At 65.1% G+C, this 22,150-nt stretch carries 16 protein-coding genes and 1 tRNA gene; 3 read left to right on the top strand and 14 right to left on the bottom strand.

Annotation, left to right across the window (positions count from 1 at the left end; genetic code table 11):
• Nucleotides 1-62 precede the first annotated feature (62 nt).
• Complete coding sequence (fusA, locus tag ACW4LP_RS03705) at nt 63-2,141, bottom strand: elongation factor G (protein ID WP_455803472.1); 2,079 nt, start codon at nt 2,139-2,141, stop codon at nt 63-65.
• Between the two features lie 595 nt (nt 2,142-2,736).
• Here fusA and ACW4LP_RS03700 point away from each other — a divergent pair.
• Nucleotides 2,737-3,693 (top strand): hypothetical protein, encoded by a 957-nt coding sequence (locus ACW4LP_RS03700; protein ID WP_114548191.1) that lies wholly within the window; start codon nt 2,737-2,739, stop codon nt 3,691-3,693.
• Nucleotides 3,694-4,061: 368 nt separating this feature from the next.
• Here ACW4LP_RS03700 and ACW4LP_RS03695 read toward each other — a convergent pair whose 3' ends face one another.
• The 8 genes from ACW4LP_RS03695 to ACW4LP_RS03660 all read right to left on the bottom strand — a co-directional run bounded on the left by ACW4LP_RS03695 (nt 4,062) and on the right by ACW4LP_RS03660 (nt 13,744).
• Nucleotides 4,062-5,498 carry an amidohydrolase gene (locus ACW4LP_RS03695; protein ID WP_114548192.1) on the bottom strand — a complete coding sequence of 479 codons (1,437 nt, stop codon included), beginning with the start codon at nt 5,496-5,498 and terminating at the stop codon, nt 4,062-4,064.
• Between the two features lie 291 nt (nt 5,499-5,789).
• On the bottom strand, nt 5,790-7,187 hold the full coding sequence (locus ACW4LP_RS03690; RefSeq protein ID WP_114548193.1) for a peptidylprolyl isomerase: 1,398 nt from the start codon (nt 7,185-7,187) through the stop codon (nt 5,790-5,792).
• Nucleotides 7,188-7,544: 357 nt separating this feature from the next.
• Nucleotides 7,545-7,620 (bottom strand) — tRNA-Ala (locus tag ACW4LP_RS03685).
• A gap of 109 nt (nt 7,621-7,729) precedes the next feature.
• Entirely contained in the window at nt 7,730-8,578 is an 849-nt protein-coding gene (locus tag ACW4LP_RS03680; RefSeq protein ID WP_455803471.1) for a P-loop NTPase, read from the bottom strand.
• A 158-nt stretch (nt 8,579-8,736) separates the two neighbouring features.
• Nucleotides 8,737-9,054: a hypothetical protein gene (locus tag ACW4LP_RS03675; protein WP_022738605.1), complete on the bottom strand. Its 318-nt coding sequence runs from the start codon at nt 9,052-9,054 to the stop codon at nt 8,737-8,739.
• Between the two features lie 84 nt (nt 9,055-9,138).
• Nucleotides 9,139-12,015, bottom strand: a complete 2,877-nt coding sequence (locus tag ACW4LP_RS03670; RefSeq protein WP_241521307.1) for a homocysteine S-methyltransferase family protein — start codon at nt 12,013-12,015, stop codon at nt 9,139-9,141.
• Nucleotides 11,999-12,688 (bottom strand): vitamin B12 dependent methionine synthase, encoded by a 690-nt coding sequence (locus ACW4LP_RS03665; protein WP_147270614.1) that lies wholly within the window; start codon nt 12,686-12,688, stop codon nt 11,999-12,001. Before ACW4LP_RS03665 ends, ACW4LP_RS03670 begins: the two co-directional genes overlap by 17 nt.
• 90 nt (nt 12,689-12,778) lie before the next feature.
• Entirely contained in the window at nt 12,779-13,744 is a 966-nt protein-coding gene (locus tag ACW4LP_RS03660; RefSeq protein ID WP_270356432.1) for a methylenetetrahydrofolate reductase, read from the bottom strand.
• Between the two features lie 201 nt (nt 13,745-13,945).
• Between ACW4LP_RS03660 and ACW4LP_RS03655 the strand changes: the two genes are divergently transcribed.
• On the top strand, nt 13,946-14,488 hold the full coding sequence (locus ACW4LP_RS03655; protein WP_114548195.1) for a metallophosphoesterase family protein: 543 nt from the start codon (nt 13,946-13,948) through the stop codon (nt 14,486-14,488).
• A gap of 82 nt (nt 14,489-14,570) precedes the next feature.
• On the opposite strand, the gene ACW4LP_RS03650 is transcribed toward ACW4LP_RS03655, so the two are convergent.
• The 5 genes from ACW4LP_RS03650 to ACW4LP_RS03630 all read right to left on the bottom strand — a co-directional run bounded on the left by ACW4LP_RS03650 (nt 14,571) and on the right by ACW4LP_RS03630 (nt 20,194).
• Entirely contained in the window at nt 14,571-15,563 is a 993-nt protein-coding gene (locus ACW4LP_RS03650; RefSeq protein WP_114548196.1) for a dimethyl sulfoxide reductase anchor subunit family protein, read from the bottom strand.
• A 12-nt stretch (nt 15,564-15,575) separates the two neighbouring features.
• Nucleotides 15,576-16,238: a Tat proofreading chaperone DmsD gene (gene dmsD / locus ACW4LP_RS03645; protein ID WP_114548197.1), complete on the bottom strand. Its 663-nt coding sequence runs from the start codon at nt 16,236-16,238 to the stop codon at nt 15,576-15,578.
• 84 nt (nt 16,239-16,322) lie between these two features.
• Complete coding sequence (locus ACW4LP_RS03640; protein WP_302012263.1) at nt 16,323-16,949, bottom strand: DMSO/selenate family reductase complex B subunit; 627 nt, start codon at nt 16,947-16,949, stop codon at nt 16,323-16,325.
• A gap of 159 nt (nt 16,950-17,108) precedes the next feature.
• On the bottom strand, nt 17,109-17,732 hold the full coding sequence (locus ACW4LP_RS03635; protein ID WP_114548199.1) for a DMSO/selenate family reductase complex B subunit: 624 nt from the start codon (nt 17,730-17,732) through the stop codon (nt 17,109-17,111).
• 17 nt (nt 17,733-17,749) lie between these two features.
• Nucleotides 17,750-20,194, bottom strand: a complete 2,445-nt coding sequence (locus tag ACW4LP_RS03630) for a DMSO/selenate family reductase complex A subunit (RefSeq protein WP_302012266.1) — start codon at nt 20,192-20,194, stop codon at nt 17,750-17,752.
• A gap of 278 nt (nt 20,195-20,472) precedes the next feature.
• Between ACW4LP_RS03630 and ACW4LP_RS03625 the strand changes: the two genes are divergently transcribed.
• Nucleotides 20,473-22,149, top strand: a complete 1,677-nt coding sequence (locus ACW4LP_RS03625) for a helix-turn-helix transcriptional regulator (protein WP_241521308.1) — start codon at nt 20,473-20,475, stop codon at nt 22,147-22,149.
• Nucleotide 22,150 lies beyond the last annotated feature (1 nt).

Below are 22,150 nucleotides of genomic sequence, written 5' to 3'. Positions count from 1 at the left end.
TCCGCCCTTGTGGGATGGGGCAGAGCGTTTTCGCTCCGTCCCATTCTGCTATGAGAATGCCGTTAGTTTCCGGCGGCGCGGGCGGCCTCGTAGGCTTCCACGAGCTTCTTCGTCACGTCGGCCGGCGCCTGCTCGTAGCCTTCCAAGGTGAGCGTGTAGGAGCCGGAGCCGCGGGTCATGGAGCGCAGATCCTTGGTGTAGTTGATGACCTCGGCATAGGGCGCGCGCATCTTGATGACGGTCTCGCCGGCCGCAAAGCCCGCATCGGTACCCACGATGCGGCCGCGGCGCGTGGAGATGTCGCCCATGATGGTGCCGGCGTACTCCTCGCCCACGGTCACTTCCATAGTGGCCCAGGGCTCCAGAATGATGGGGCCGGCGTTCTGGCAGCAAGCGCGGAAGCCGATGCGGGCCGCGGTCTTGAAAGCCATCTCGTTGGAGTCGACGGAATGGTACGAGCCGTCGAACACCGTGCACTTGATGTCCACCATGGGATATCCCGCCAGGAAGCCCTCTTCCATGGCCTCGCGCACGCCCTTGTCGACGGCCGGAATGAGGCCATTGGGAATGGCGCCGCCCTTGATCTCGTCCACGAACTCGTAGCCCTCGCCGGGGATGGGGGCCAACCTCAGCCAGCAGTCGCCGAACTGGCCGGCGCCGCCGGTCTGCTTCTTGTGACGGCCCTGGGCCTCGGCCTGCTTGGTGATGGTCTCGCGGTAGGGAATGCGCACGGGCACGAGCTTCGCCTCCACGCCGGACTGCTCCTTCAGGCGGGAGAGCAGCATATCCACCTGGGCCTCGCCCATGGCGTGGATGATGGTCTGGTGCGTGTCCTCGTCACGGGTGATGCGCAGCGTGGGATCGGCCTCGGCGGCACGGGCGAGGAAGGTGCCGAGCTTGTCCTCTTCCTTCTTCGACACGGCCTCGATGGCCACGGGGTACAAAGGCTCGGGCAAAGGCAGAGGCTCGATGGCGATGGTGCCCTCGCAGGAGAGCGTGTCGCCCGCGCGCACATCGGAGAGCTTCGGCACGACCACGATGTCGCCGGCCTTGGCGCTCTTCACGTCCACGGCCTCTTTGCCCATCATGACCTGGATCTTGCCGAGACGCTCCTTCTTGCCGGTGCGCCCGCAGACGAGCTCGAGCCCCGGCTCCAGGTAACCGGAGATGACCTTCAGGAACGTGAGGCGCCCGACGAACGGGTCGGACACCGTCTTGAAGGCGAAGGCGCAGGGGGGCTTCGTCTCGTCGATGCGCACCGTCACGTCGTCGGCCATGCGGAAACGGCCATGGCTCTTCGGGTGCGGGAAATAGGTGCAGATGTCTTCCATAAGACCCTGAACACCCTGCATGATGATGGTGGAACCCACGAACACCGGGATGATGAGCTCCTGGGCGATAGCCTTGTCCAGCAGGCCTTCCAGCTCCTCTTGGGTGAGCTGCTCTTCGCCTTCGAGGTACTTCATCATAAGCTCGTCGTCGGCCTCGGCCACCAGATCGCACAGCTTGTCGCGGGCGATGCGCGCTTCTTCCTGGTACTTCGCCGGCAGCGTGTCCACCGCTTCCACGCGCTCGCCGCCGTCCTCGAAATAGCGGGCCTCCATGCGGATGATGTCGATGACGCCCTGGAACTCCTCGGCCTGGCCGATGGGGATGGTCACCGCGCCCAAGCGGCCGCCGAAGCGGGCGTGCAGCAGCGCCATGGCGGCGTCGAAGTTGGCGTTCTCGCGATCGATGTGGTTGATGTACACCGCGCGCGACAGACGCATGTCCTCGGCCTCGCGCCACAGCTTCGTCGTCATGACCTGGGGACCATCGACGGCGTCCACCACGAACAGGGCCATTTCGGCCGCCTGCATGGTGGCCAGCGTGTCGCCGATGAAGTCGGGGTGGCCGGAGGTGTCCAGCACGTTGATCTTGTAGTCCTTGTAGGGGATGGGGGCGATGGAGGTGGAAATGGTGAACTTGCGCTTGATTTCCTCGGGATCGTAGTCGAGGTACGACTTGCCGTCGTGCGTCGTGCCCATGCGCGGCGTCTTGCCGGAAACGAAGAGCATGGCCTCGGCCAGCGAGGTCTTGCCGGCGCCATCCTGTCCCACAAGGACGATGTTTCTGACGTGTTCGGGAGCCGGAGCTGCCATGAGCGACCACCTGCCTTCCTAGTAGAGGGCGCCCGCACCCCTTGCGCGGGTCTAACCCGGGCGCGCTGCCCATCGGCCGCGCGCCTTCTCGCCAAACGCTACGCTGAATTCCCGTTGCCGCAAATGCCCACGACGGGGCTGCGCCAACTGATAGGTCCGCGACCCGCGAGCTCTTGGCTGGCAGGTCTGCGGCCTGCGAGCTCCTGGCACATCGCCAGCGAGCGGTCTTTCAGCGCCGACGAACGGCGTCTTTTCCGTGGCATCCATATTAGCAGAGGGCACCGCGTCCGCGGGGTACAGCGAGAAATTCGCGAGACGAAGTTCGTGCGCTTTTCTCAGGGGGAGCTTCTCAGGGTTTGATTCGCGAGTTGATCCGCGAGCCGATCCGCAAGCTGGTCCGCGAGCTGGCCCGAACGCCCCACCGCCGCCCCATGCGACTCCGCTACGGTTGGCGCGAGGAGCCAACCGGGACATTCTCGCGTCATTAATGCGGTTCGGAAAGAGTAATCTGCTCGAACGCGCGGAGCGCGGAGGGATCGTGCCAGCAACCCCTCACCACCATACGGCTTCATCATCGATTGGAAAAGGACGGCCAATGTCGAAACTGATACTATGGGGCTTAAGCGCCCTCGACTTCTATCAACACGGCGATTTCGCCTCTCTCCCCACCCTGTGGCTCGATATCGCCCACCAGGAGGACATCGCCCCCAACGCTGCCGCCGTTCAGTACCTAGAGGATAGGCTCCCTTGGCTGAGCAAGCCTTTTCATGTCATCGTTCCCTCGCGTCAACAAAAGCGCAATCTCAAAGACGCGCGCTGCCATGTTGCAGAGGAGTCCCTTTGGCAAAATTGCTATTTGCGTATCGAGCAAGGGCTTTTTGCTCCTTCCCCCGAGATCGCTTTTCTCCAAAGCAACTGGAGTCGCGATCTTGCCGAAGTGATCTTCAAAGGAAGCGCCCTTTGCGGCACCTACGGTCTAACACCCCCTTTCGACACCGTCTTTAATCGTCCCGCGCTTACTTCATCCGAGCGCATTCGAGAAGCTCTTTTAGCCCATCGGGACATACGAGGCTGCGCCATGACGAGACGCGCCGCTCCTTGGATTCTCAATAACGCTGCCTCGCCGAGAGAAGCAGCCCTCGCTCTTCTCATGACGCTCCCCAACCATCTCGGCGGCTACCACTTTGCCCGACCGACACTGAACTACTCCATCGAGCTCACCAGCCTCGCTCGCCCGCTCTCCCGAAAAGAGTACTATGTCGCGGACGTTTGCTGGCCCGCCCAAAGGCTCGTTCTCGAGTACGACAGCGACGAGCGGCACCTTACGTCCGAACAGCTGCAGGAAGACGCCGTTAAACGCATGGCGCTGCAGGCCATGAACTACCGGATTATCACCGTGGGACGACTACAGCTCAATTCGGTTAGCGAAACAAGGAAAATCGCACTCTCGGTTGCCCGCATACTTGGCAAACCGATCCGATTTCGCATAGGCGACTTCGATGCAAAGCACAAACACCTGCGAGCAGCCATGGGGCTCCCCTGCTGGCAATAATGAGCACCGCCAGCCGTAGCCCGAGAACGATTTTTGTCAGACGTCCCTCCTCGTTCTGACATTTTTGCCGGTCTGGCTGCGGGTTGCCGGGGAGAGGTTTGAAGGAACAAAGCTGTGAACTGGTACTTTTCTTGCTGCGACTTTGTTTTTCATGGTTAACACCGCAGCCCGAGGGGCCAAAATGTCGCACCTTTCAGAACCATGCGACAAAAAGGCGCCCCGGGCTGCGGATCGAAGGCCGATGCGCCGTTCGCTCCAAACCTAGATGGCAAAATGAGGCCTCAGGCTGTGGCGCGAAAGGCAGTCGGAGACGGAGCGCCGCGTCCCCCGATGACGCAGCGCGGACGGAGCAGCTGGGCCACCCCAAGTTAGAGCTCGCTGATGATGCGGGCGGTGCGGGCGGCGCACTCGGCCTTGGCGCGCTCGATGTCGATGGTGGGCCATTCGGCGTTCGTGACGGCATGCTGAATACAGCCACGAGCGGTGCCAGCGGAGGTGGCACCGGGGACGCCAGCGGAGGCGGCACCAGAGGCATCGGCGGAGGCAGCACCGGAGGCGCCGGCGGAAACAGCCACGGCGGAGGTGGCGCGATAGATCACCTCGCCATCGCACATTGTGAGCACCACATCGGCCCCGTCGCCCGCATAGACCAGGTTGTAAACCGGATCGGGCGCCGGGCACCACGACGGGCCCGTAATGTCCAGCACGCACAGGTCAGCACGGGCGCCTTCCGCCACCACACCGCAATCCTCGCGGCCCTGAGAAAGCGCGCCGGTGCGCGTCGCCGCCGCCAGCGCCTGCTGGGGCGTGACCGCCGTCGGATCAAGCGTCGCGCCCTTGTAGATAAGCGCCTGCAAGTACATGTCGTGGAACAGGTTGTGGTTGTTGTTCGACGCCATGCCATCGGAGCCCAGGCACACGGGAATGCCGCGGCGCAGCATCTCGGGAATGGGCGCGAAACCGCTGCCGAGCTTCATGTTGGAAGCCGGGTTGTTGGCGACGAACACGCCATGAGCTTGCAGAATATCCAGATCGGCCTCATCGACCCACACGCAATGGGCCGCCGTCACGGGCACGTCGAACAGCCCCAGGCTGTCGAAGTAGGCCACCGGCGACATTCCGCCATGGCGCTCGCGGCACTCGCGCACTTCCTTCTCGGTCTCAGACAGGTGGATATGCAGGCGTAAGTCGGTGCCGCGCACGATGTCCAGGATGTCGCGGCAGACCGTCTCGGTGGACAGATACTCGGAATGGATGTTGTAATCGATGCGGATGCGCCCGTCGGCCGCCCCGTGCCAGTCGCGCACGAGGGCCTCCATCTGAGCGCAGATGGGGTACTCCGCGTAGGGCTTCTCCTCGAAGGCCACCAGTCCCTCGCACATGTTGGCCTTCATGCCGGCCTCGAGCACCGCACGGGCACGCTCCTCGGTCGCGTAGTACATGTCCGAAAAGCTGACCACGCCGAAGCGCGCCATCTCGGCACAGGCGAGCACCGTGCCCCAATAGCAATCCTCGGCGGTCATTTTGGCCTCGAAGGGGAAGCACTTCTCCTCGAGCCAACGCTGCAGCGGCAAGTTCTCGGCGTAACCGCGCAGAAGCGTCATGGGGGCATGGGCATGGGCGTTGTAGAGCGCGGGCACGAGCAGACGTCCCGTGCCATCGTAAGTCTCGCCGAAGGTGGCAGCTTCATCGGGTGCGGGAGGCACCGAGCCAATATAGGCGATACGGCCGTCGCGCACTCCTACCCATTGGTGGTGCTTGATAGCAAAGTCGGCGTCGAGAAGATCGATATCGCAGAAGAGCATGGAAGGCCTTTCGAAGAGAGTGGAACGTGGCTCTAGGGAAGAAGCATAACGCATTTCGCGGACGAGAACGGTTTTCGCGGCGGCTCCTCCACAAATGGACACGGCGCCTTTGGCTGCTTTCGAATGCCGCCGGCAGAGAGCGAACCCTTCGTCGGCAAAGCTCGCTGCTGGCTGCGCGGCCGAGAGTGCGTCCTCGGGGGAATTCCCTCTTGAGGCATCATGCGCTGCCACGAAAAAGGACCCGTGCCTGAGCGCGGGTCCTTGGGAAACGCCTGGGTTGTCGAGAGCAGCTTACTGCTGGGTACCCTCGGCGCCCTCGGCGGCCTGATCGGCAGCGGCCTGGTCGGCAGCAGCGTCAGCACCGGCCTGGTCGGCAGCCGTCTGGTCAGCAGCGGCCTCATCGGCGGCCTGATCGGCAGCAGCAGCGTCGCCGGCCTCATCGGCGGCAGCGGCATCAGCGCCAGCCTCGCCAGCAGCGGCCTCGTCGGCGGCCGCATCGGCAGCGGCGGCGTCGGCAGCGGCCTGATCCTCGGCGGACATGGTCTCGTCGGAAGGCTGCTCAGTGCCCTCGGTGGCGGCAGCGTCGCCCTCGGCGTTCTGGGCAGCAGCCTCCTCGTAGGGAGCAAGGTCGATGTCGTAGGGCAGGCCCTCGGGCATCGGGTTAACGGTGATCTCGGCGTTGTTGCGATACTCCTCGAACCAGGTGGAGAAGTTCTGGGAGGCGTTGCTCTGCTCCATGTAGGTCAGATACTCCTGGAACTCGGTCGGCAGCTGGTCAACCGACGTGATACCGCCCTCGGGAACCTCGTAGACATCGGTCACCTTGATGATGTGGTAACCGTACTCGCTCTTCACGGGAGCAGCAACGATCTGATCCTTCTCAAGGCCGGCCAGAGCGTCCTGGTACTCGGTGACGAAGGTGCTCAGCGCGTCCCAGCCCACATCGCCGCCGTTAGCAGCGGAGCCGGTGTCGGTGGAATACTGGGAGGCGGCATCCTCGAAGGAGATCTCGCCGGCGTTGATCTGATCGAGCAGCTCCTGGGCGCGGGCGGCCAGAGCGGCGTCGTCCTCGCCTTCCTCGGCGGTCAGCAGGATGTGGCTCGAGCGCTTAGCGCCGTTGAACTGCTCGCTCATGGCCTGGGCCTGGGCGAGCGTAGCGTCGTCGCCCTCAGCCTCGGTATCCTGGGCAGCCACGGCCTCGGCGAGCTTCGTCTGAAGCAGATTCGGGCGAATGACGTCCTCGATGTAGGACTCCTCGGTCATGCTGGACGCCTCGAGAGCCTCCTGGAAGGCCTCATCGGACTCGAACATCGCCTTGGTCTCATCCAGGGCAGCGTCGATGTCGGCCTGCTCGACCGTCACGTTGTACTCTTTGGCAGCCTGGTCGTAGAGATCCTGGTTGACGTAGTAGTCAATGACCTCTTCGCGCACGGACTCGGGGGTGTAGCCGTTGGCGACCATCCACTCGCCCCACGCCTCATCGGACTCCAGCGAGCTGGAGGTGCGGAAGTTGGCGATGTAGTCGGTGACCGTCTGCTCCATAATTTCCTGGCCGTTGACCGTGGCAGCCACTGCGCCGCCGCCGGCGCCATTACCGCCGCAGCCCACGAGACCGGCGCCGAGAGCGACGCAGAGCGAAACCGCTCCCACGCTCTTCAGAGCAGAGCTCTTGAACGAGGCAAATTTCATGTGTCCTCAACCTTTCATGACATTGCGTCAGCCCTATTGCCGGCGCAGGCTCATCGAGCGCGCTCCCACTCCCTCCGCGGGACTCCCGCCCTTCCTTCATGAGCGCTAACTGAATGTTGCAACCCTAGCGTAACGTTCTTTAACGTTTCGTAAGGTCAGGGAGCTATTATTTCAATGCGCGCGCACCGTATAAAGCGAATTACTTAGTCCACACACGGTGTCAACAATAATCGCACATACCTGTAAAGTTCCTGAAAGGATTCCTTAAAACCTGAGGTGAAGGGTCATTTTCCAGGTGCCTGCCGGAACCGCAGTATCAACAAAAAAACGACCGCCCGAAGGCGGTCGTAGAACATGTGGTGGAGCCTAGGGGGATCGAACCCCTGACCTCATGGCTGCCAGCCATGCGCTCTCCCAGCTGAGCTAAGGCCCCGAAAAAGTGCGAGGACTATATTAACACAACGGACGCGACGCGCAAGAACTTTTTTCAGGAATTTTGGAAATTCCCGCTAGCGGCGCTCGCGTCCCTCGCAGCTCCGGCTTTACTCGGCCTCAGATGCGGCGACGATCTGGTCGATGATGCCGTCCAGGGCGCCTTCCACCTCGTAGGCCTCTACCTTGCCTTCGTCCACCAGACGGGCGAAGGTCGGATCCATCGGCAGCGTGGCCACCGCAGGGATGTCGTACTTCTCGGCCACGGCCGCGCCCTGGGGCTCGCCGAAGATGTGGTGCTCCTTGCCGCACTCGTCGCACTTGAAGTAGGCCATGTTCTCCACGAGGCCCACCACCGGCACCTCCAGCGACTTCGCCAAGTTCACGGCCTTACCAACGATCATGGCCACAAGCTCCTGGGGAGCCGACACGGTGACGATGCCGTCCACGGGCAACGACTGGAAGACCGTCAGGAACACGTCGGAAGTTCCCGGAGGCATGTCGACGAACATGTAGTCCGCATCGCCCCAGTTCACCTCCTGCCAGAACTGCTTGATGGCGCCGGTGACGACCGGGCCGCGCCAGGCCACGGGCATGTCGCCCTCGGGGAGCATCAGGTTCACGGACATAACCTCGATGCCGCTGGCGGACTTCGCCGGATTAATGCCGTCGGCGTCGGCCGTAAGCCGGCTGTCCACGCCAAAGGACTTCGGAATGGACGGGCCGGTGATGTCGGCATCCAGAATGGCCACTTTGTGACCGCGCTTGTTCATCTCGGAGGCGAGCAGGCTGGTGACGAGGGACTTGCCCACGCCGCCCTTGCCGGACACGACGCCGATCACATGCTTGACGTTGGTGCGCTTGTTGGGCGCAAGGGTGCTGGGGCCAGCCTCGGCGGTGCGATCGCCGCAGCCGGAGACGCCGCAGCTGGAGCACTCGTGGGAACATTCTTCTGCCATGATTCCTTCTTTCTCTTCTCGAGTGGCCGCGCACTTCGCGACCAGGGTAGTTCGCAGGGCATCATAGCACAAACCCCGAGGCATCCTTTCGACACCTCGGGGTTCTTGAACGTCGTAAGAACAAAAGACAGACCGCTTCGGAAAACACGCGCCGGCGCTTAGAAATCCTCGGGCATGTCCTTGCCATCGCCGGATGCGTAGAAGGTGGCCTCGGCAGCCAAATCGCGGATCGATTTTCCCTCGTGGAACGGCAGATCCAGGAACTCGGCGATGGTGGGCACGAGCGGGCTGCAATCGACGTAGTGACCCTTCTCGTTGAACTGGTTGGTATCCTGCGCGCGCCAGTACTGGTCGTTCACGTCGGTCAGGTAGTACAGCCCGTCGGCCACTTCCATATAAGCCGAGTGATTCGTGTGCAGGTAGGTGGGCAGCTCGTCGATGGTGATCTCGAGGGCTTCAACGTCCTTCTTCCCCATTAAGGCTCCTTTGCTCCGATGAGGGTGGGTCACTGCTGGTTCTATGATAGCGCGATCGGCGGCCTGTGGACGTATCTACGCGAATTAGTCATCGAAGAAGGTCGAGGCAACGCGAGTGGAAGCGGCGGCGTCCTTTGCATAGAAGTCGGCGCCGATCTGCTCGGCGAACTCCTGCGTGATGACCGCGCCGCCCACCATGACCGCCACACCAGGAAGCTGCTCGTGAACGAGAGCGATCGTGCGCTCCATGGCGCCGACCGTGGTGGTCATGAGCGCCGAAAGCCCGATGAGACGCGCGCCGGTGTCGCGGGCGGCAGCCACGATGGCCTCGGGGGCGACATCGCGGCCCAGATCGATGACCGTGAAGCCGTAGTTTTCCAGAAGCATCTTCACGATGTTCTTGCCGATGTCGTGGATGTCGCCCTGCACCGTGGCCACGATAATGGCGCGGTCGCTTTCGGCGGGGACGTGCGCGTCGCCTTCCGTAGGGGCGGGGCTTGCGCAGCCCTTGCGAGGGGTGACTGCACTCGAGCCCGAGGGGCGACCAAGGTCGCCCCCTACGGGGGTGGCTTCAGCGGCACTTGCGCCGACTGCCCGAGCGCGGTCGCGAATGAGATCGAAGCCGGCTTTCACGGCTTCGGCGGAGGCCATGAGCTGGGGCAGGAAGAACGCGCCCTCGTCGTATTTCTGGCCGACCACGTCGAGGATGGGAACGAAGATATCGTTGATGATGGCCAGGCCGTCGTGGGTCTCCAACAGCCGCTCCGTGGCCGTTGCCACCGGTGCCTTGCGTCCTTCCAGCACGCATTCGGCCAGATGGGCGACGGTGTCCGCCGCATCGGTGAAGGCTTCCGTTATCGGAACGGGACAGCCCTTTGGAACCGAGGGGCGACCGAGGTCGCCCCCTACGGGGGTGGAGCCGGTGGCTGCGACGCCGTTGCGCATCCCCTCCGTAGGGGCGGTGCTTGCGCCGCCCTCCCGAGTGGTAGCCGCGTCCGCAGCCGAGGGGCGACCGAGGTCGCCCCCTACGGGGGTGGATCCGGCGGCAACTTCGTAAGGGTCGCTCGCGTTCGCGTAGGCTTCCAAAAATGCCCGGCAGCCCGTATCCTGGCCGTTCAAGATGCGGAACGTCGCCACGGTGTCGCGGTAGCGGACGTTCAGGGGGTTCAAAATGGGCATGTCGAGGCCGGCCCCGAAGGCGGCAGCGAGGAACGTGCTGTTCACGAGCGGCCGCGCTGGCAGACCGAAGCTGACATTCGACACGCCGAGCACCGTGCGCACGCCGAGACGTTCCTTCACCAAGGTCACTGCACGCAGAATCTCACGCACCTCATCCTGGTTGGTGGCGGCGGCCATGACGAGGCAGTCGATGGCCACGTCCTCGCGCGGGATGCCGTGAGCCTCGGCGGCAGCCACAATGCGCTCGGCGATGGCCAGGCGCTCTTCGGCCGTGGGAGGGATACCGTTTTCGTCCAGCGTGAGGCCGACCACCGTGCAACCGTAGCGCGCCACCACGGGCAGCACGGTGGCGAGGTTGTCGGCCTTGCCGTTCACGGAGTTCACCATGGGGCGGCCCGCATAGGCGCGAGCCGCGGCTTCGATGGCGGCCGGATCCGATGAGTCCAGCTGCAGCGGCAGAGGCACGGTGGCCTGCAACGCGCGCGTGACCTGCGACAAGAGCGCCGGCTCGTCAAGACCCGGCACGCCCACGTTCACATCGAGGATATCGGCGCCGGCGCGCTGCTGGGCGGCCGCCTCGGCCACCAGGTAGTCCACATCACCCGCTTGCAGAGCCGCTTTCAGCTTCTTCTTCCCCGTCGGGTTGATGCGCTCGCCGATGACGGCGATGCGCGCCTCGCCCTCGGGCAGCGACACCATCTGCTGCGCCGAGGTCACCGCGAAGGCAGGACAATAACGCAGGTTGGGGACGCTGAACGCCGAGAGGCCCTTCGGCTCGCTTTGCTCCCCCCAAGCAACACGGGAAGAAGCGGAGCCCGCGGAAACAGCTGTCGCAGAGGAGGCCACAGAAGTGTGTGCTGGAACGGAGACGGATGCAACCGCGGGGAGCGGCCGCACATCGATGAGCGCGCGCAGAGCAGCAATATGGTCGGGCGTCGTGCCGCAGCAGCCGCCTACGACCGTGGCACCGGCATCCATGATCGCTTCCATGGCCTGGGCAAATTCGTTAGGGCCCACGTCGAAGACGGTCTCGCCATCCTGAATGCGGGGCAAGCCCGCGTTGGGTTGCGCCATGACGAGGGCGCGGTCGTGCGGCGCGAGCTCCCCCACGAGCGGCGCCAGCTCCGTCGGCCCGAGCGAGCAGTTGAGTCCCACGGCCGAGGCGCCGAGCGCCGACAGCGTCGTGGCGGCGATGGCCGGCGTCGTGCCGAGGAAGGTGCGGCCGTCCTCGCCGAAAGTCATGGTGGCGAACACCGGCAGCGTCGTACTTTCCACCGCAGCGAGCACGGCAGCCTTGGCTTCCAGCAGGTCGGCCATGGTTTCCACGACGATGAGATCGCAGCCGGCCGCCTCGGCGGCGCGGGCCTGTTCGGAAAAGATGTCGAAGGCCTCGTCGAAGGTGAGGGTGCCCAAAGGCTCGAGCAGCGCGCCGGTTGGCCCGATGTCGCCGGCCACCAGCGGCGCTCCGGCCACCCGCGCGTTGGCCGCAGCCGCCGCGTACACCTCAGCCACGGTAGCGCCGGCATTCGCGAGCTTCAAGCGGTTGGTGTTGAACGTGTTGGTGGTGATGCAGTCGGCGCCAGCTTCCACGTATTGGCGCTGAATGGCTACGATGGCCTCGGGGTGCGTGAGGTTCAGCAGATCCGGCACCTCGTGGACGGTATGGAGCCCAGCGGCCTGGACGAGAGTGCCCATGCCGCCATCGAACAGCAGGTAGGCGCGGCCAGCCAGGGCCTCAGCCAGGTGGGCGTCGGTCACGGTGAGCTTACGCGGGGTTGCCATAGCAGGTCCTTCCTTCGGCGCGCAGGGCGCACGTATCGGCGACGGGGCAGGTGGAGCAGCGCATCCCCTCCGTAGGGGCGGTGCTTGCGCCGCCCGCCCGGGCGGAATTCGGATGGGAACGCAGGCCGATAACCGCCGTGATGGATTTGGTTGGAACGAGAAGGTGCGCCGCCGTAGCGTGGATCCCCAGAGCACGGTCGGCGCCACTTGCGACGAGAAAGGCTGGCTGGCAACTCAGCGGCAGGTCGCCATAGCCAGGGCTGAAGCGCGATGTGGCGGCCAGGTTCCGCGCCGTGGCCTCTTCCACGATATGCGCGTTCAGGACATTGGCCGCCTGCTCGACGAGGGATGACGCGCAGGCATCCACGAGCAAGCCGTCCGTCGCGCTGAGGGCGCGCTCGCGACGCAGCAGCATCTCGCTTTGCGCCCCCAGCGTCACCGCCAGCAGCACCACGCGCGTGCAGCCTTCCACATGGCGGGCGATATCGCGGCCCGGCAACAACGCAAGGGCTTCCGACGCGTCCATCTCGCGGTACACCCCGCGCGGGACGAGCTCCTTTTCGCACAAGCAAGCCGCGCGTTCCAGCCTTTCGCGCAGATCCCCCAGCTTCTGGCCGCGATGGCCCAGAAACGCCAGGGCCTCTTCCCTATCGACGCGCGCTTTCAGTTCCACGGCGTCACCATCCTCCAACAACGTCGGAGGCTCTTAGGCACAGCGCCTTCGGCACGGCTCTCGAGATGGCGGAAAAGATAACCACGGTGTTCACCGAAGTCCGGCAGCAGCGACCGCTTCGGCGGCGGCGCAGGCGATATCGGGCTGGTTCATGGCATACACGTGCAGGCCGTTGACGCCGTGGCGACCGAGATCGACCAGCTGGTTGCAGGCGTATTCGATGCCCGCCTGGCGCAGGGCCACCGGATCGTCCTCGTACTTCGCCAAAAGCTTGATGATGGGCGCCGGCAGTGAGCTGCCACAGAGGAACACCATGCGCTGGATCTGCGATTTCCCCAGAAACGGCATGATGCCGCACGAGATGGGGGCCGCAACACCCGCAGATTCGGCCGCCTCGCGGAAGCGATAGAAGTCGTCGTTGTTGAAGAACAGCTGGGTGATGAAGAAGTCGGCGCCGGCATCTTGCTTCGCGCGCAGATGACGGATGTTCTCGCGCGGATCCAGACAGTCGATATGCCCTTCCGGATAAGCCGCCGCGCCCACGCACAAGCCGGCCGCTTTCAGGCGCGGGATGAGCTCGTAGGCATAGCGAAAATCGGCCGGCTCCTGGCCGGGCGCAAGATCGCCGCGCAAAGCGAGCACCGTTTCAACCCCGGCCGCGCGCAGGGCTTCCACTTCCGTCGCCACCAATGATGCCGTGGCGCTCACGCAGGTGAAATGCGCGACAGCGGGTGTAGCCGCCTCGTTCTGAATAAGTTCGGCGATGGCCACCGTCTGGCCGCCGTGCCCGTTGCCGCTGCCGCCGGCCGAGCAGGTCACCGAGATGAAATCGGGAGATGCAGCGCGCAGGCCTTCCACGACCTTGCGGGCCGCGTCCAGCGTGAGCTGACCCTTCGGCGGGAACATCTCCACCGAGAAGGGGATGCGCCGCGCGCGGCTCTCGGACACTTCCGTGCAGGCTGCGCCAGCCTCTTGGGCTACGGCCACGCGCCCCGCGCGGCTTGCGGGCAAACGATCCTCGCGGCAGCTTTCGAAAATGCGGGCGACGGTTTCCATGAACAGCGTGTCTCTTTCCTCGTGCGAATCTCCTGCGCGTCGCGTGAATCGCTCCCGTGCGTCGCGCAAGGCTCCTGCGCGTCGTGCGAATCCTCCGGCATGTCGCGCGCGCCAAATCTTCCACGCGCTATTATAGAGAGGAACCGGCCTTCGCGCCCGAGTCTATCGCTCGCTGGATAGGCAAAAGGGCGATGGAGGGCCATGGCATCTCGCGAAAGGAGCCCCGCGTTGCGCATCGGCATCATCTCGGACACCCACGGCTCGCTGGACCCGCGCGCCTACGCGGCGCTGGCAGATTGCGACCACATCATCCACGCCGGCGACATTTGCGGGCCGGCCATTCTGCGCGAGTTGGAAACCCTGGCCCCCGTGACAGCCGTGCTCGGCAACAACGACTTCGACGAGTACGGCAGCGAGGTAGGACATTTCGCACATCCAGTTTTGGGCGGCGTGCGCTTCCTCGTGGGCCACAAGCCGGGCGACGTGCGCGTGAGCTTCGCCGGCTCGGCGGCACTCGCACCCGGCGACCCCCTGCCCGACGTCATCATTCACGGCCACACCCACGTGCCCGAGCTGAAAACGGGCCCCGACGCGCGGCCCGCGGGCCTCTACCTGTGCCCCGGCGCCGTGTACCGCCCCCGCAGCGATTTCGGCCGCACCATCGCAAAGATGGATGTAGAGGCCGGCCGCATCCTGCACACCTGGGTGAAGAACCTGGACGGGAAAGTGCTGATGGAGGCTTAGGCGATCTCACTCGCTCTCCTTGCGGGCAATCTGTCAAAATTTTTAACAGATTTTTCCATAAGCTGTCAAAATTTTTGACAGCTTAGACGCCGAGGCCCACGGTGAGGTGGCTCATGTAGAAGGTGAAGCGCATGAGGAAGATCGCGACGAAAGCGAGGACGCTGGCGACGACAAGGGGCGCTGGGGATTGGCGAAGTTCGCGCTTGATCGCGGCGCACCAGGCGAAGGCAAGGGCGGAAGCGGCGAGCACGGCAAAGGCCGCGAGGTAGACCGGATAGCCGGCAACGAGGTCAGCGACAGAGACGAGCTCGTTTTCGATGCCCTGCAGCTGGAAGCCGAGAACGGCGTACACCGCTACGTTGGCCGCGCACGCCGCCGTCGCGAGGGTGAGCAGGATGCGCGCACCGCGGCGGCTCGGGAAAACGCGCGCCGCGGTCGGCTGCGCCTTCGACGCCTTCCTGGGCTCGACGTGCGCCTTCGACGCTCCCTCAGGCGCGGCGTACGCTATCGGCAACTCGGCCGTCGAGGCCGCACCAAGCCCGCGACTTGCCAGAGCGAAGCCGGCGAGGGCCAAAAGCGGGCCTCCGAACAGCGCGTTCAATATGAGGCTCGCGGGCACGAGCGGCAGGCTCCACGTTACGATGGTGTCCACATTGTAGGCGAAGGCCACGGACGAGACGAAGGCGACGATGGCGACGTCGATGGCCGCCAGAAGCCCCCGCTGCAGTCCGACGCGCGGGTGCTCGGCGAAGGAGTACAGCCAGTACACGCCCGCCAGCGCCAGGAAGATCACGGCGGCGAACACCTCGGTGGACAGCGGGCTGCGGCCCACGCCCGTGAACACGTAGAGGGCGTTGGCGGGGTTTCCCAAATGCGTGGCCGAGGCGACAAGACCCACCATGGCCACGAGCAGCGGCAGGCACGTGAGCTGGTTGAGCCGCCGGGCAGTATCGCCTGCGGCGCGGCCGGAAAGCACCGGCAGGCTCATAAGCAGGTAGGCCACCGCCCCCGAAGGCGCGAGGGTGGTGAACAGCACGAGGGTGATCTCGCTGAGGGCAACAGAGAAGCCGTCCATGACGAGGGCGTCCTAGCGGTAGAAGCGCGGCACGTCCACGACCAGGCCGCGTTCGCGCTGGATACCGGCGAGCGTGGCGCGGGTCAGGCGCGCGAGCCCCTCGTAGAAGGAATGGGTCGCGGCCTCCTCCAGCGTATCCAGATAGTGCGGCGCCCAAGTAAGCAGATGGTCGCGCAGAAAGTCGTCCACCAGCTCGGGTCGCTCAACGGCCAGGAACGACAACAGGGCCAGCATGAGCCCGATGTGGTCCTCGGGCGTGCGCTCGTCGGTGGTGCGCTCGATGCCGCAGGCGCGCATCCAAGCGCGCAGGGCGAGCGTGGCCTCGCCGAAGATGACGCATTCGTGGTCGGTGTACACCGACCCCCACGGCGGCGCGGGCAGATGCCCCGGCCCCACGAACAGGCGACGGTACTCCCACACCAGCTCCTCGTTATCGGCTCCGGCGACAAGGCCCTCGCGCATGAGCGCCAAATCGGCAGCGGCCTCGACGGCATCGACGAAGGGCCACTCGGCGGCGGCCGCTTCCACGTCCAGCTCGGCCAGAGCGGCGAAGGCATCGGCCGCGTCTCCCGTGCGCGGGTCGTTCAGGAAGAACGGCGCCAAGGTCGCCCCGGCAAAGGCGATGGCATCCAGGGACGCGTCTTGGCTGGTCGTCGTCTCAGTCTGTTCGGTCATGGCGCTTTCCTCTCATTGACGGGGCGCTCTATCGGGCTCGCGAGGCGCGCAAGCACCCGGCAATCCCAGCAGATCCGCGCTCCCTCACACGATTTCGCGAATGTTCAGCACCCGGCCCTCAGCGCGCACGCGATCGGGGTCGGCCTGTGCGGGGGCCGGTGGCGTGAGCACCAGGTTCGGGGAGGTGGCGGTGGCATCGGGCAGCGGCGGCACGTCGGCCACGGCGCCGTACTTCTCGCGCAGCTCGTCGATGGGGCCGAAATCCAACGCGCGCAGAGGGCAGGCCTCCACGCACACCGGCGCGCCGCCCTCGGCCACCCGACGGGTGCAGCCGTCGCACTTCACCGAGCGGCCGGCGTCGCGATCCACCTTCGGCGCGCGATAGGGGCACGACAGCGCGCAGTAGCCGCAGCCGATGCAGCGGGCCGCGTCCACCGACACGAGCCCTCGCTCGTCCTTGTGCATGGCACCGGTGGGGCACACGCGCACGCAGGCGGGATTGCCGCAGTGGTTGCAAGCTACCGACACGTAATAGCAGAAGGTGTCCTGCGTCACCGTGCCGTCGGGCTGGCGCCACCAGGATCCGCCGCCGTACTCGTACACCTGGCGAAAGGCGATGGACGAGGGCAGATCGTGCAGATCCTTGCAGGCCAGCACGCAGGTCTTGCACCCGGTGCACCGACGCCCGTTGAAGTAGAACCCGTACTGCACGCTTCCCCCTCCCCCCTCCTATTGCCCGTCATTCAGCCTGTCGTAAAACGCTTCGGAGTATTCTACCCTACTCCATCGGGCCCGCGAAAGCCAGCGGGCTCCGGCTATGCAGCCGGAGCCCCGTCCCCGATCCGCTCGTTCCGTCAGGGAGGGCGGACCTTACATGATCTCCAGCTCGTTCATAATCTCGCCGGCGCTGTCGCCCACCGGCTTGGCGCCCGCGGGAGCCGTGATCACCAGGTTCGGCTTAGTCTCGTCGGCTGCCGGCAGGGGCGCGATCTCCGCATCGTCGCCATACGCGGCCCGCAGCTCCTCGATGTCGCCGAAGTCCAGGGCGCGCAGCGGGCAAGCCTCAACGCAGATGGGCTGCTTGCCGGCGGCCACGCGGTCGGCGCACATGTTGCACTTCACCGACTTCATGGCCTCCATGTCCACCTTGGGGGCGCCGTAGGGGCAGCTCTTCGCGCAAGTGCCGCACCCAATGCACTTCTCGGGATCGCTTCTCACCTCGCCGGTGTCCGGATCCTTCTCGATGGCGCCTTGGGGGCAGTTCGCCATGCACAGGGGCATGTCGCAGTGGTTGCAGGCCACCGACACGTGGTAGGTGAAGGTGTCCTGGATCCAGCAGCCCGCACCGTCCTGGCTCCACGTGCCGCCGCCGTACTCGTAAACATTGCGGAAGTTGAGGTCGTTGGGCAGGTTGTTCTTATCCTTGCAGGCCAGCACGCAGGTCTTGCAGCCAGTGCAACGCGTTCCGTCGAAGTGGAAACCGTACTGAGTCATGGTTCATTCCCCTCTCTTTAAGCCTTGGCGATCTGGCCGATGATGGTGTGCTGGCCCGTGGCCTTGGCCACCGGAGTGCAGTGGCGGCTCGTCAGCGTGTTGATGCAGCCGCCCTTGTCCACGCGGTCGCCATCCATGTCGGCATCGTGCCACATGCCCTGCGGAATGGCACCGACGCCGGGCATGATACGGTCGGTCACCTTCGCCTCGATGAGGATTTCGCCATGGTCGTTGAACACGCGGACCATGTCGCCGGTCTCAATATTGCGCTCGGCCGCATCCAGCGGATTGATCCAGACGTTGTGGCGATGGGCATCCTGGATGATCTGGTTGTTGGCGTAGCTGGAATGGGTGTGGGCCTTGGTATGGTAGCCGGTGAACTGCAACGGGTACTCCTCGGTGTTGGAGTCGGGGCCGTCGAAGCCGGGCACGTAAATCGGGATGGGGCAGATGACGTCGCCCTCCTGCAGCTCCCACGTAGCGGCGTACTCGGCCAGCTCGGGGGAGTAGATCTGAATCTTGCCCGTGGCCGTCTCCAGCGGGTTTGCCGCCGGATCCTCGATGAAGGGATCGGTGGCGTTGTCCACCTCGATGTCCTTCTTGTAAATGCCAGCTGCCAGGCCCTCTTCCCAGGTGGGAGCATCGGGATTCTCGGCGCGGAACTCCTCGTACAGCTCGCGGCACCAGTCCTCGCGGGTCTTGCCGCCATCGGTGTAGGCGTCCTTCACACCCAGGCGGTCGGCCAGATCGGCGCACACCTCGTACACCTCACGGCGCTCGAACTTGGCGGAGGCGGTGGGCTGGCCGAACCAGATGCCCTGGGTGTCGTTGTTCTCGCCCTGGGTGGAAAGCGTCCAGGTCTCCTGCGGGGTGAGGTCGGGCAGGATGATGTCGGCATACTTGGCGGAGTCGGTCATGACCACGTCGTAGCAGACGATGAACTCGCAGAGACTGTCGTCGCGCAGGATATCAGTGGTGAAGTTGATGTCGCCGTTCTGGTTGGCCGGCATGTTGTTGCCGTAGTTGATCATCATCTTGATAGGGGCGGGCAGCGCGTCGGCGCCCTGGATGCCGGCGTTCAGAGCCGTGAGCTTCGTGCCGTCCTTGATGGCCTCGGGCCACAGGTAGTTCGGGAACTTCGCCGTAATGGGGTTGTCGCCCGTGGGCAGCGAGTTCAGACTGAAGCCGCCGTTGCCCTCGCGCAGGCCGGAGTTCGTGGAGGGCAGGCCCACCTGGCCCACGAGCTGAGGCAAAAGCGCGATGGCGCGGGCCGCGGTCTCGCCGTTGGTGCGGCGCTGCGGGCCCCAGCCCTGGCAGATGAAGCAGGGCTTGGCCTCGCCGATCTCATGGGCAAGGTCGATGATGCGCTGCTCGGGAATCTGGGTGATGGCGGCAGCCCACGCCGGAGTCTTCTCCACCATGTCGTAGCCGGTGCCCATGACGTAGGCGTAGTAGGAGCTGTTGGCCGGGGCGCCTTGCGGCAGGGTCTCCTCGTCGTAGCCAACGCAATAGGTGTGCAGGAAGTCGAGGTCGACCATATCGCTCTTGATGAGCTCGTGGGCGATGCCGGCCACGAGCGCCGCGTCGGTGCCGGGGCGAATGGGAATCCACTCCACGTCGCGGTTCGTGGCGATCTCGCTGCGGCGCGGGTCGATGGAGATGACGCGCACGTTCTTCTGCTCCATGGCCACCAACAGGTCGTAGCCGTGGCCGTCGCCGGCCATGCGAGTGTCGCAGGGGGCGTTGCCGAACATCACCACGAGCTCGCCGTCGGCCAGCGTCTTGAAGGAGCGATTACCCCAGCCGCCGCCGTAGGTGTACAGCTGGGCGCCGAAGGTCAGCGCGCCGTTGGAGTAGTTGCCGTAGCGGGTGACCACGCCGCCGCACAGGTTGAACAGACGGAACCAGGGGTTGTTCATCATCACGTTCTGCTCGACGCCGGAGCACTCCTGGATGAACACGGACTCGTTGCCGTAGGCCTCGGTAATGCGCTTGAACTCGGAGGCGATGGTGTCGAGCGCCTCGTCCCAGCTGATTTGCTCGTACTTGCCCTCGCCGCGCTTGGACCCCTCCACGCGCTTCATGGGGTAGTTCAGACGATCCTCGCCGTTGATCCAGCGACGGATGGAACGGCCGCGCAGGCAGGCGCGGGCCTGGAAGCCGCCAAAGGAGGCGTCGCCGGTGTTGTCGGATTCCACGGAAACGATCTCATCGTCGGCCACATGGCACTGCAGCACGCAGGCGCCGCCGCAATTCACATGGCAGTGCGTCCATACGATCTTCTCGTCGACGGGCGCAGTCTCGCCGGTGGCGGCCAAGTCGGCACCCTCGGCGTCGCCTTGGCCCTGGGGCGCGCAGCCGAACAGGGACGTGCTGCCCATGGCGGCGGCACCCAGGCCGGCCAGTGCGGATCCCTTCACGAACGTGCGGCGGGACAGAGCCGCCTTCTCGGAGTTCGTCATGGTCCCTCCCTTTCAGTCAGGATCTCTCTTCCCTCGAGCCGGCCCCGCTCCTTTCGGGCAACCGGCCCGCCGGCGGCTCCTCTGCGCCCCCGGCAGGCCGCATCATAGGCCGCGCCGCGTGAATAGCGTGTCACATACTGCGTGTGATTTCTGCGTTTCCCCAGTTCAGATGAAGGTCACTCTATCACCCTTTTCCCGCTTAGCCAAGACGGGAACGCCCTACGCACGGTATACTGAGCACCACGGAACGGAACTGTCGACACGACGAGAGGGAGAGGATGGGCGCCGTGAACCTGCGCACGGTCTTGGGGCTTCTGCGGCCGAACGTGGCCTCGCTGGGCTACGGGCTCTTCCTCGCCATCAACGCGGCCAGCGTGTGGGGCGGCGTGTTCCCGTTTTTGCCGCTGGCCTTCCAGACCACCGATGTGATGCTGTGGTTCTTCGGCGCCGAGTCGCTGGCCTTCACGGCCACCTTCCTCGCGAGCGCCGCGGGCACCTACTTCTTCCCCGCCGAGACGCGCCATTTCATGGTGAAGGCCGTCAGCGTGCCCTATATGGGCGGCTGGTGCCTGCTCATCGGGGCCATGTACCTGCCCGGGGCCGCCGTGGCGCTGGCCGGCGTCGGCGGGGCGCTGCTCGGCGTGGGGTCGGCCGGGTTCTACATGCTGTGGCAGCGGCTGTTCGCCAGCCAGGACGCGCGGGAGGGCATGGGAAACCTCATCGCCGGCACGGCTTGGGCGGCGGTGCTGTACTTCGCGCTGTACCTCATTCCCGTGGCGGTGACGGCCTACCTCATCCCCTGTGTATTCCTGCCCCTGTTCGGGCTGGCCGTGGTGCTGAAGAGCCGCACCATCGATTTAGACCAGCCCATGTTCGAGGATGCCCCGCGCGAGCACCCGCGCACCTACCGCCACGTGCTGTCCACCATCTGGCGCGCGGCCCTGTCGCTGGGAACCCTCGGGTTCTGCACCGGCGTCATGCGCTCCTTGGCCATCGGCGACCCGTCGGTGGGCACCTTCGTGAACGCGCTGTCCATGGGGGCCATGCTCGCGGCCGCCGTGACCCTTCTGGCCGTGTGGGCCGGCAAGAGCCTGCGCATCAACGTGGCCACAAGCTATCGCGTCTTCTTCCCCGTGGTGACCACGGCCTTCCTGCTGCTGCCGCTTCTGGGGGCCGCCTACGCCGAGGCGCTGGCGGCGGGGCTCTACGCGCTGTGGAGCGTGGCCATCATGCTCATGATGATCCAATGCGCCCAGGTGTCGCGCGACGGCGGCATCAACCCGGTGTTCATCTACGGCGTGTTCGGCGGCATCATGTACGCCCTGCACGACGTGGGCTTTCTGGGCGGCTCGGTGCTGGAGGGAATCGCCGGCAGCATCGGGCGCGGCGGCAGCACGACGAGCCTGGTTCTCGTCACGATGGCGGCCCTGTACCTTTTGGGCATCATGTACTTCATCGGCCAAGGAGGGTTCCGCGGGGCGCTCGCCGACGCCTCCGTCAACGAGATCGAGCTTCTGGCCCTCGCGTGCAACGGGCAGGCACGCCTTGGCTCAGACGCTGGCGCCGACACATCCTGCCCCGCCGAGCCCGCGTCGTCGCCGAACGAGCGGGACGTCGGAAAGCCATCTCCCACACCCGCGCTAGAGCCTTCCCCGGTTCCCGCGCCGACGTCTTCCCCCGCGTCCGCCGCCCCTTCCCGCGATGGAACCGCGTTCCGCGACCGATTCTCCAAGCAGATGGCGGCCGTGCGCGAGTTCTACGGCCTTTCGGCCCGCGAGGCGGAAGTGGCCGAGCTCATCGCCCGCGGCAACACCGTGGCCCACATCGCCGAGCTTCTGTTCGTGTCCGAGAACACCGTGCGTACCCATTCCAAGCGCATCTACGTGAAGCTAGACGTCCACAAACGCCAAGAGCTCATCGACCTCGTAGAGCGCTTCGAGCCGGAAGGACGCTAGA

This window comes from Adlercreutzia sp. CNCM I-6215, from assembly GCF_977072315.1.
Note: the sequence above shows the minus strand (reverse complement) of the source record. Positions and strands in the feature narration are given on the sequence as shown.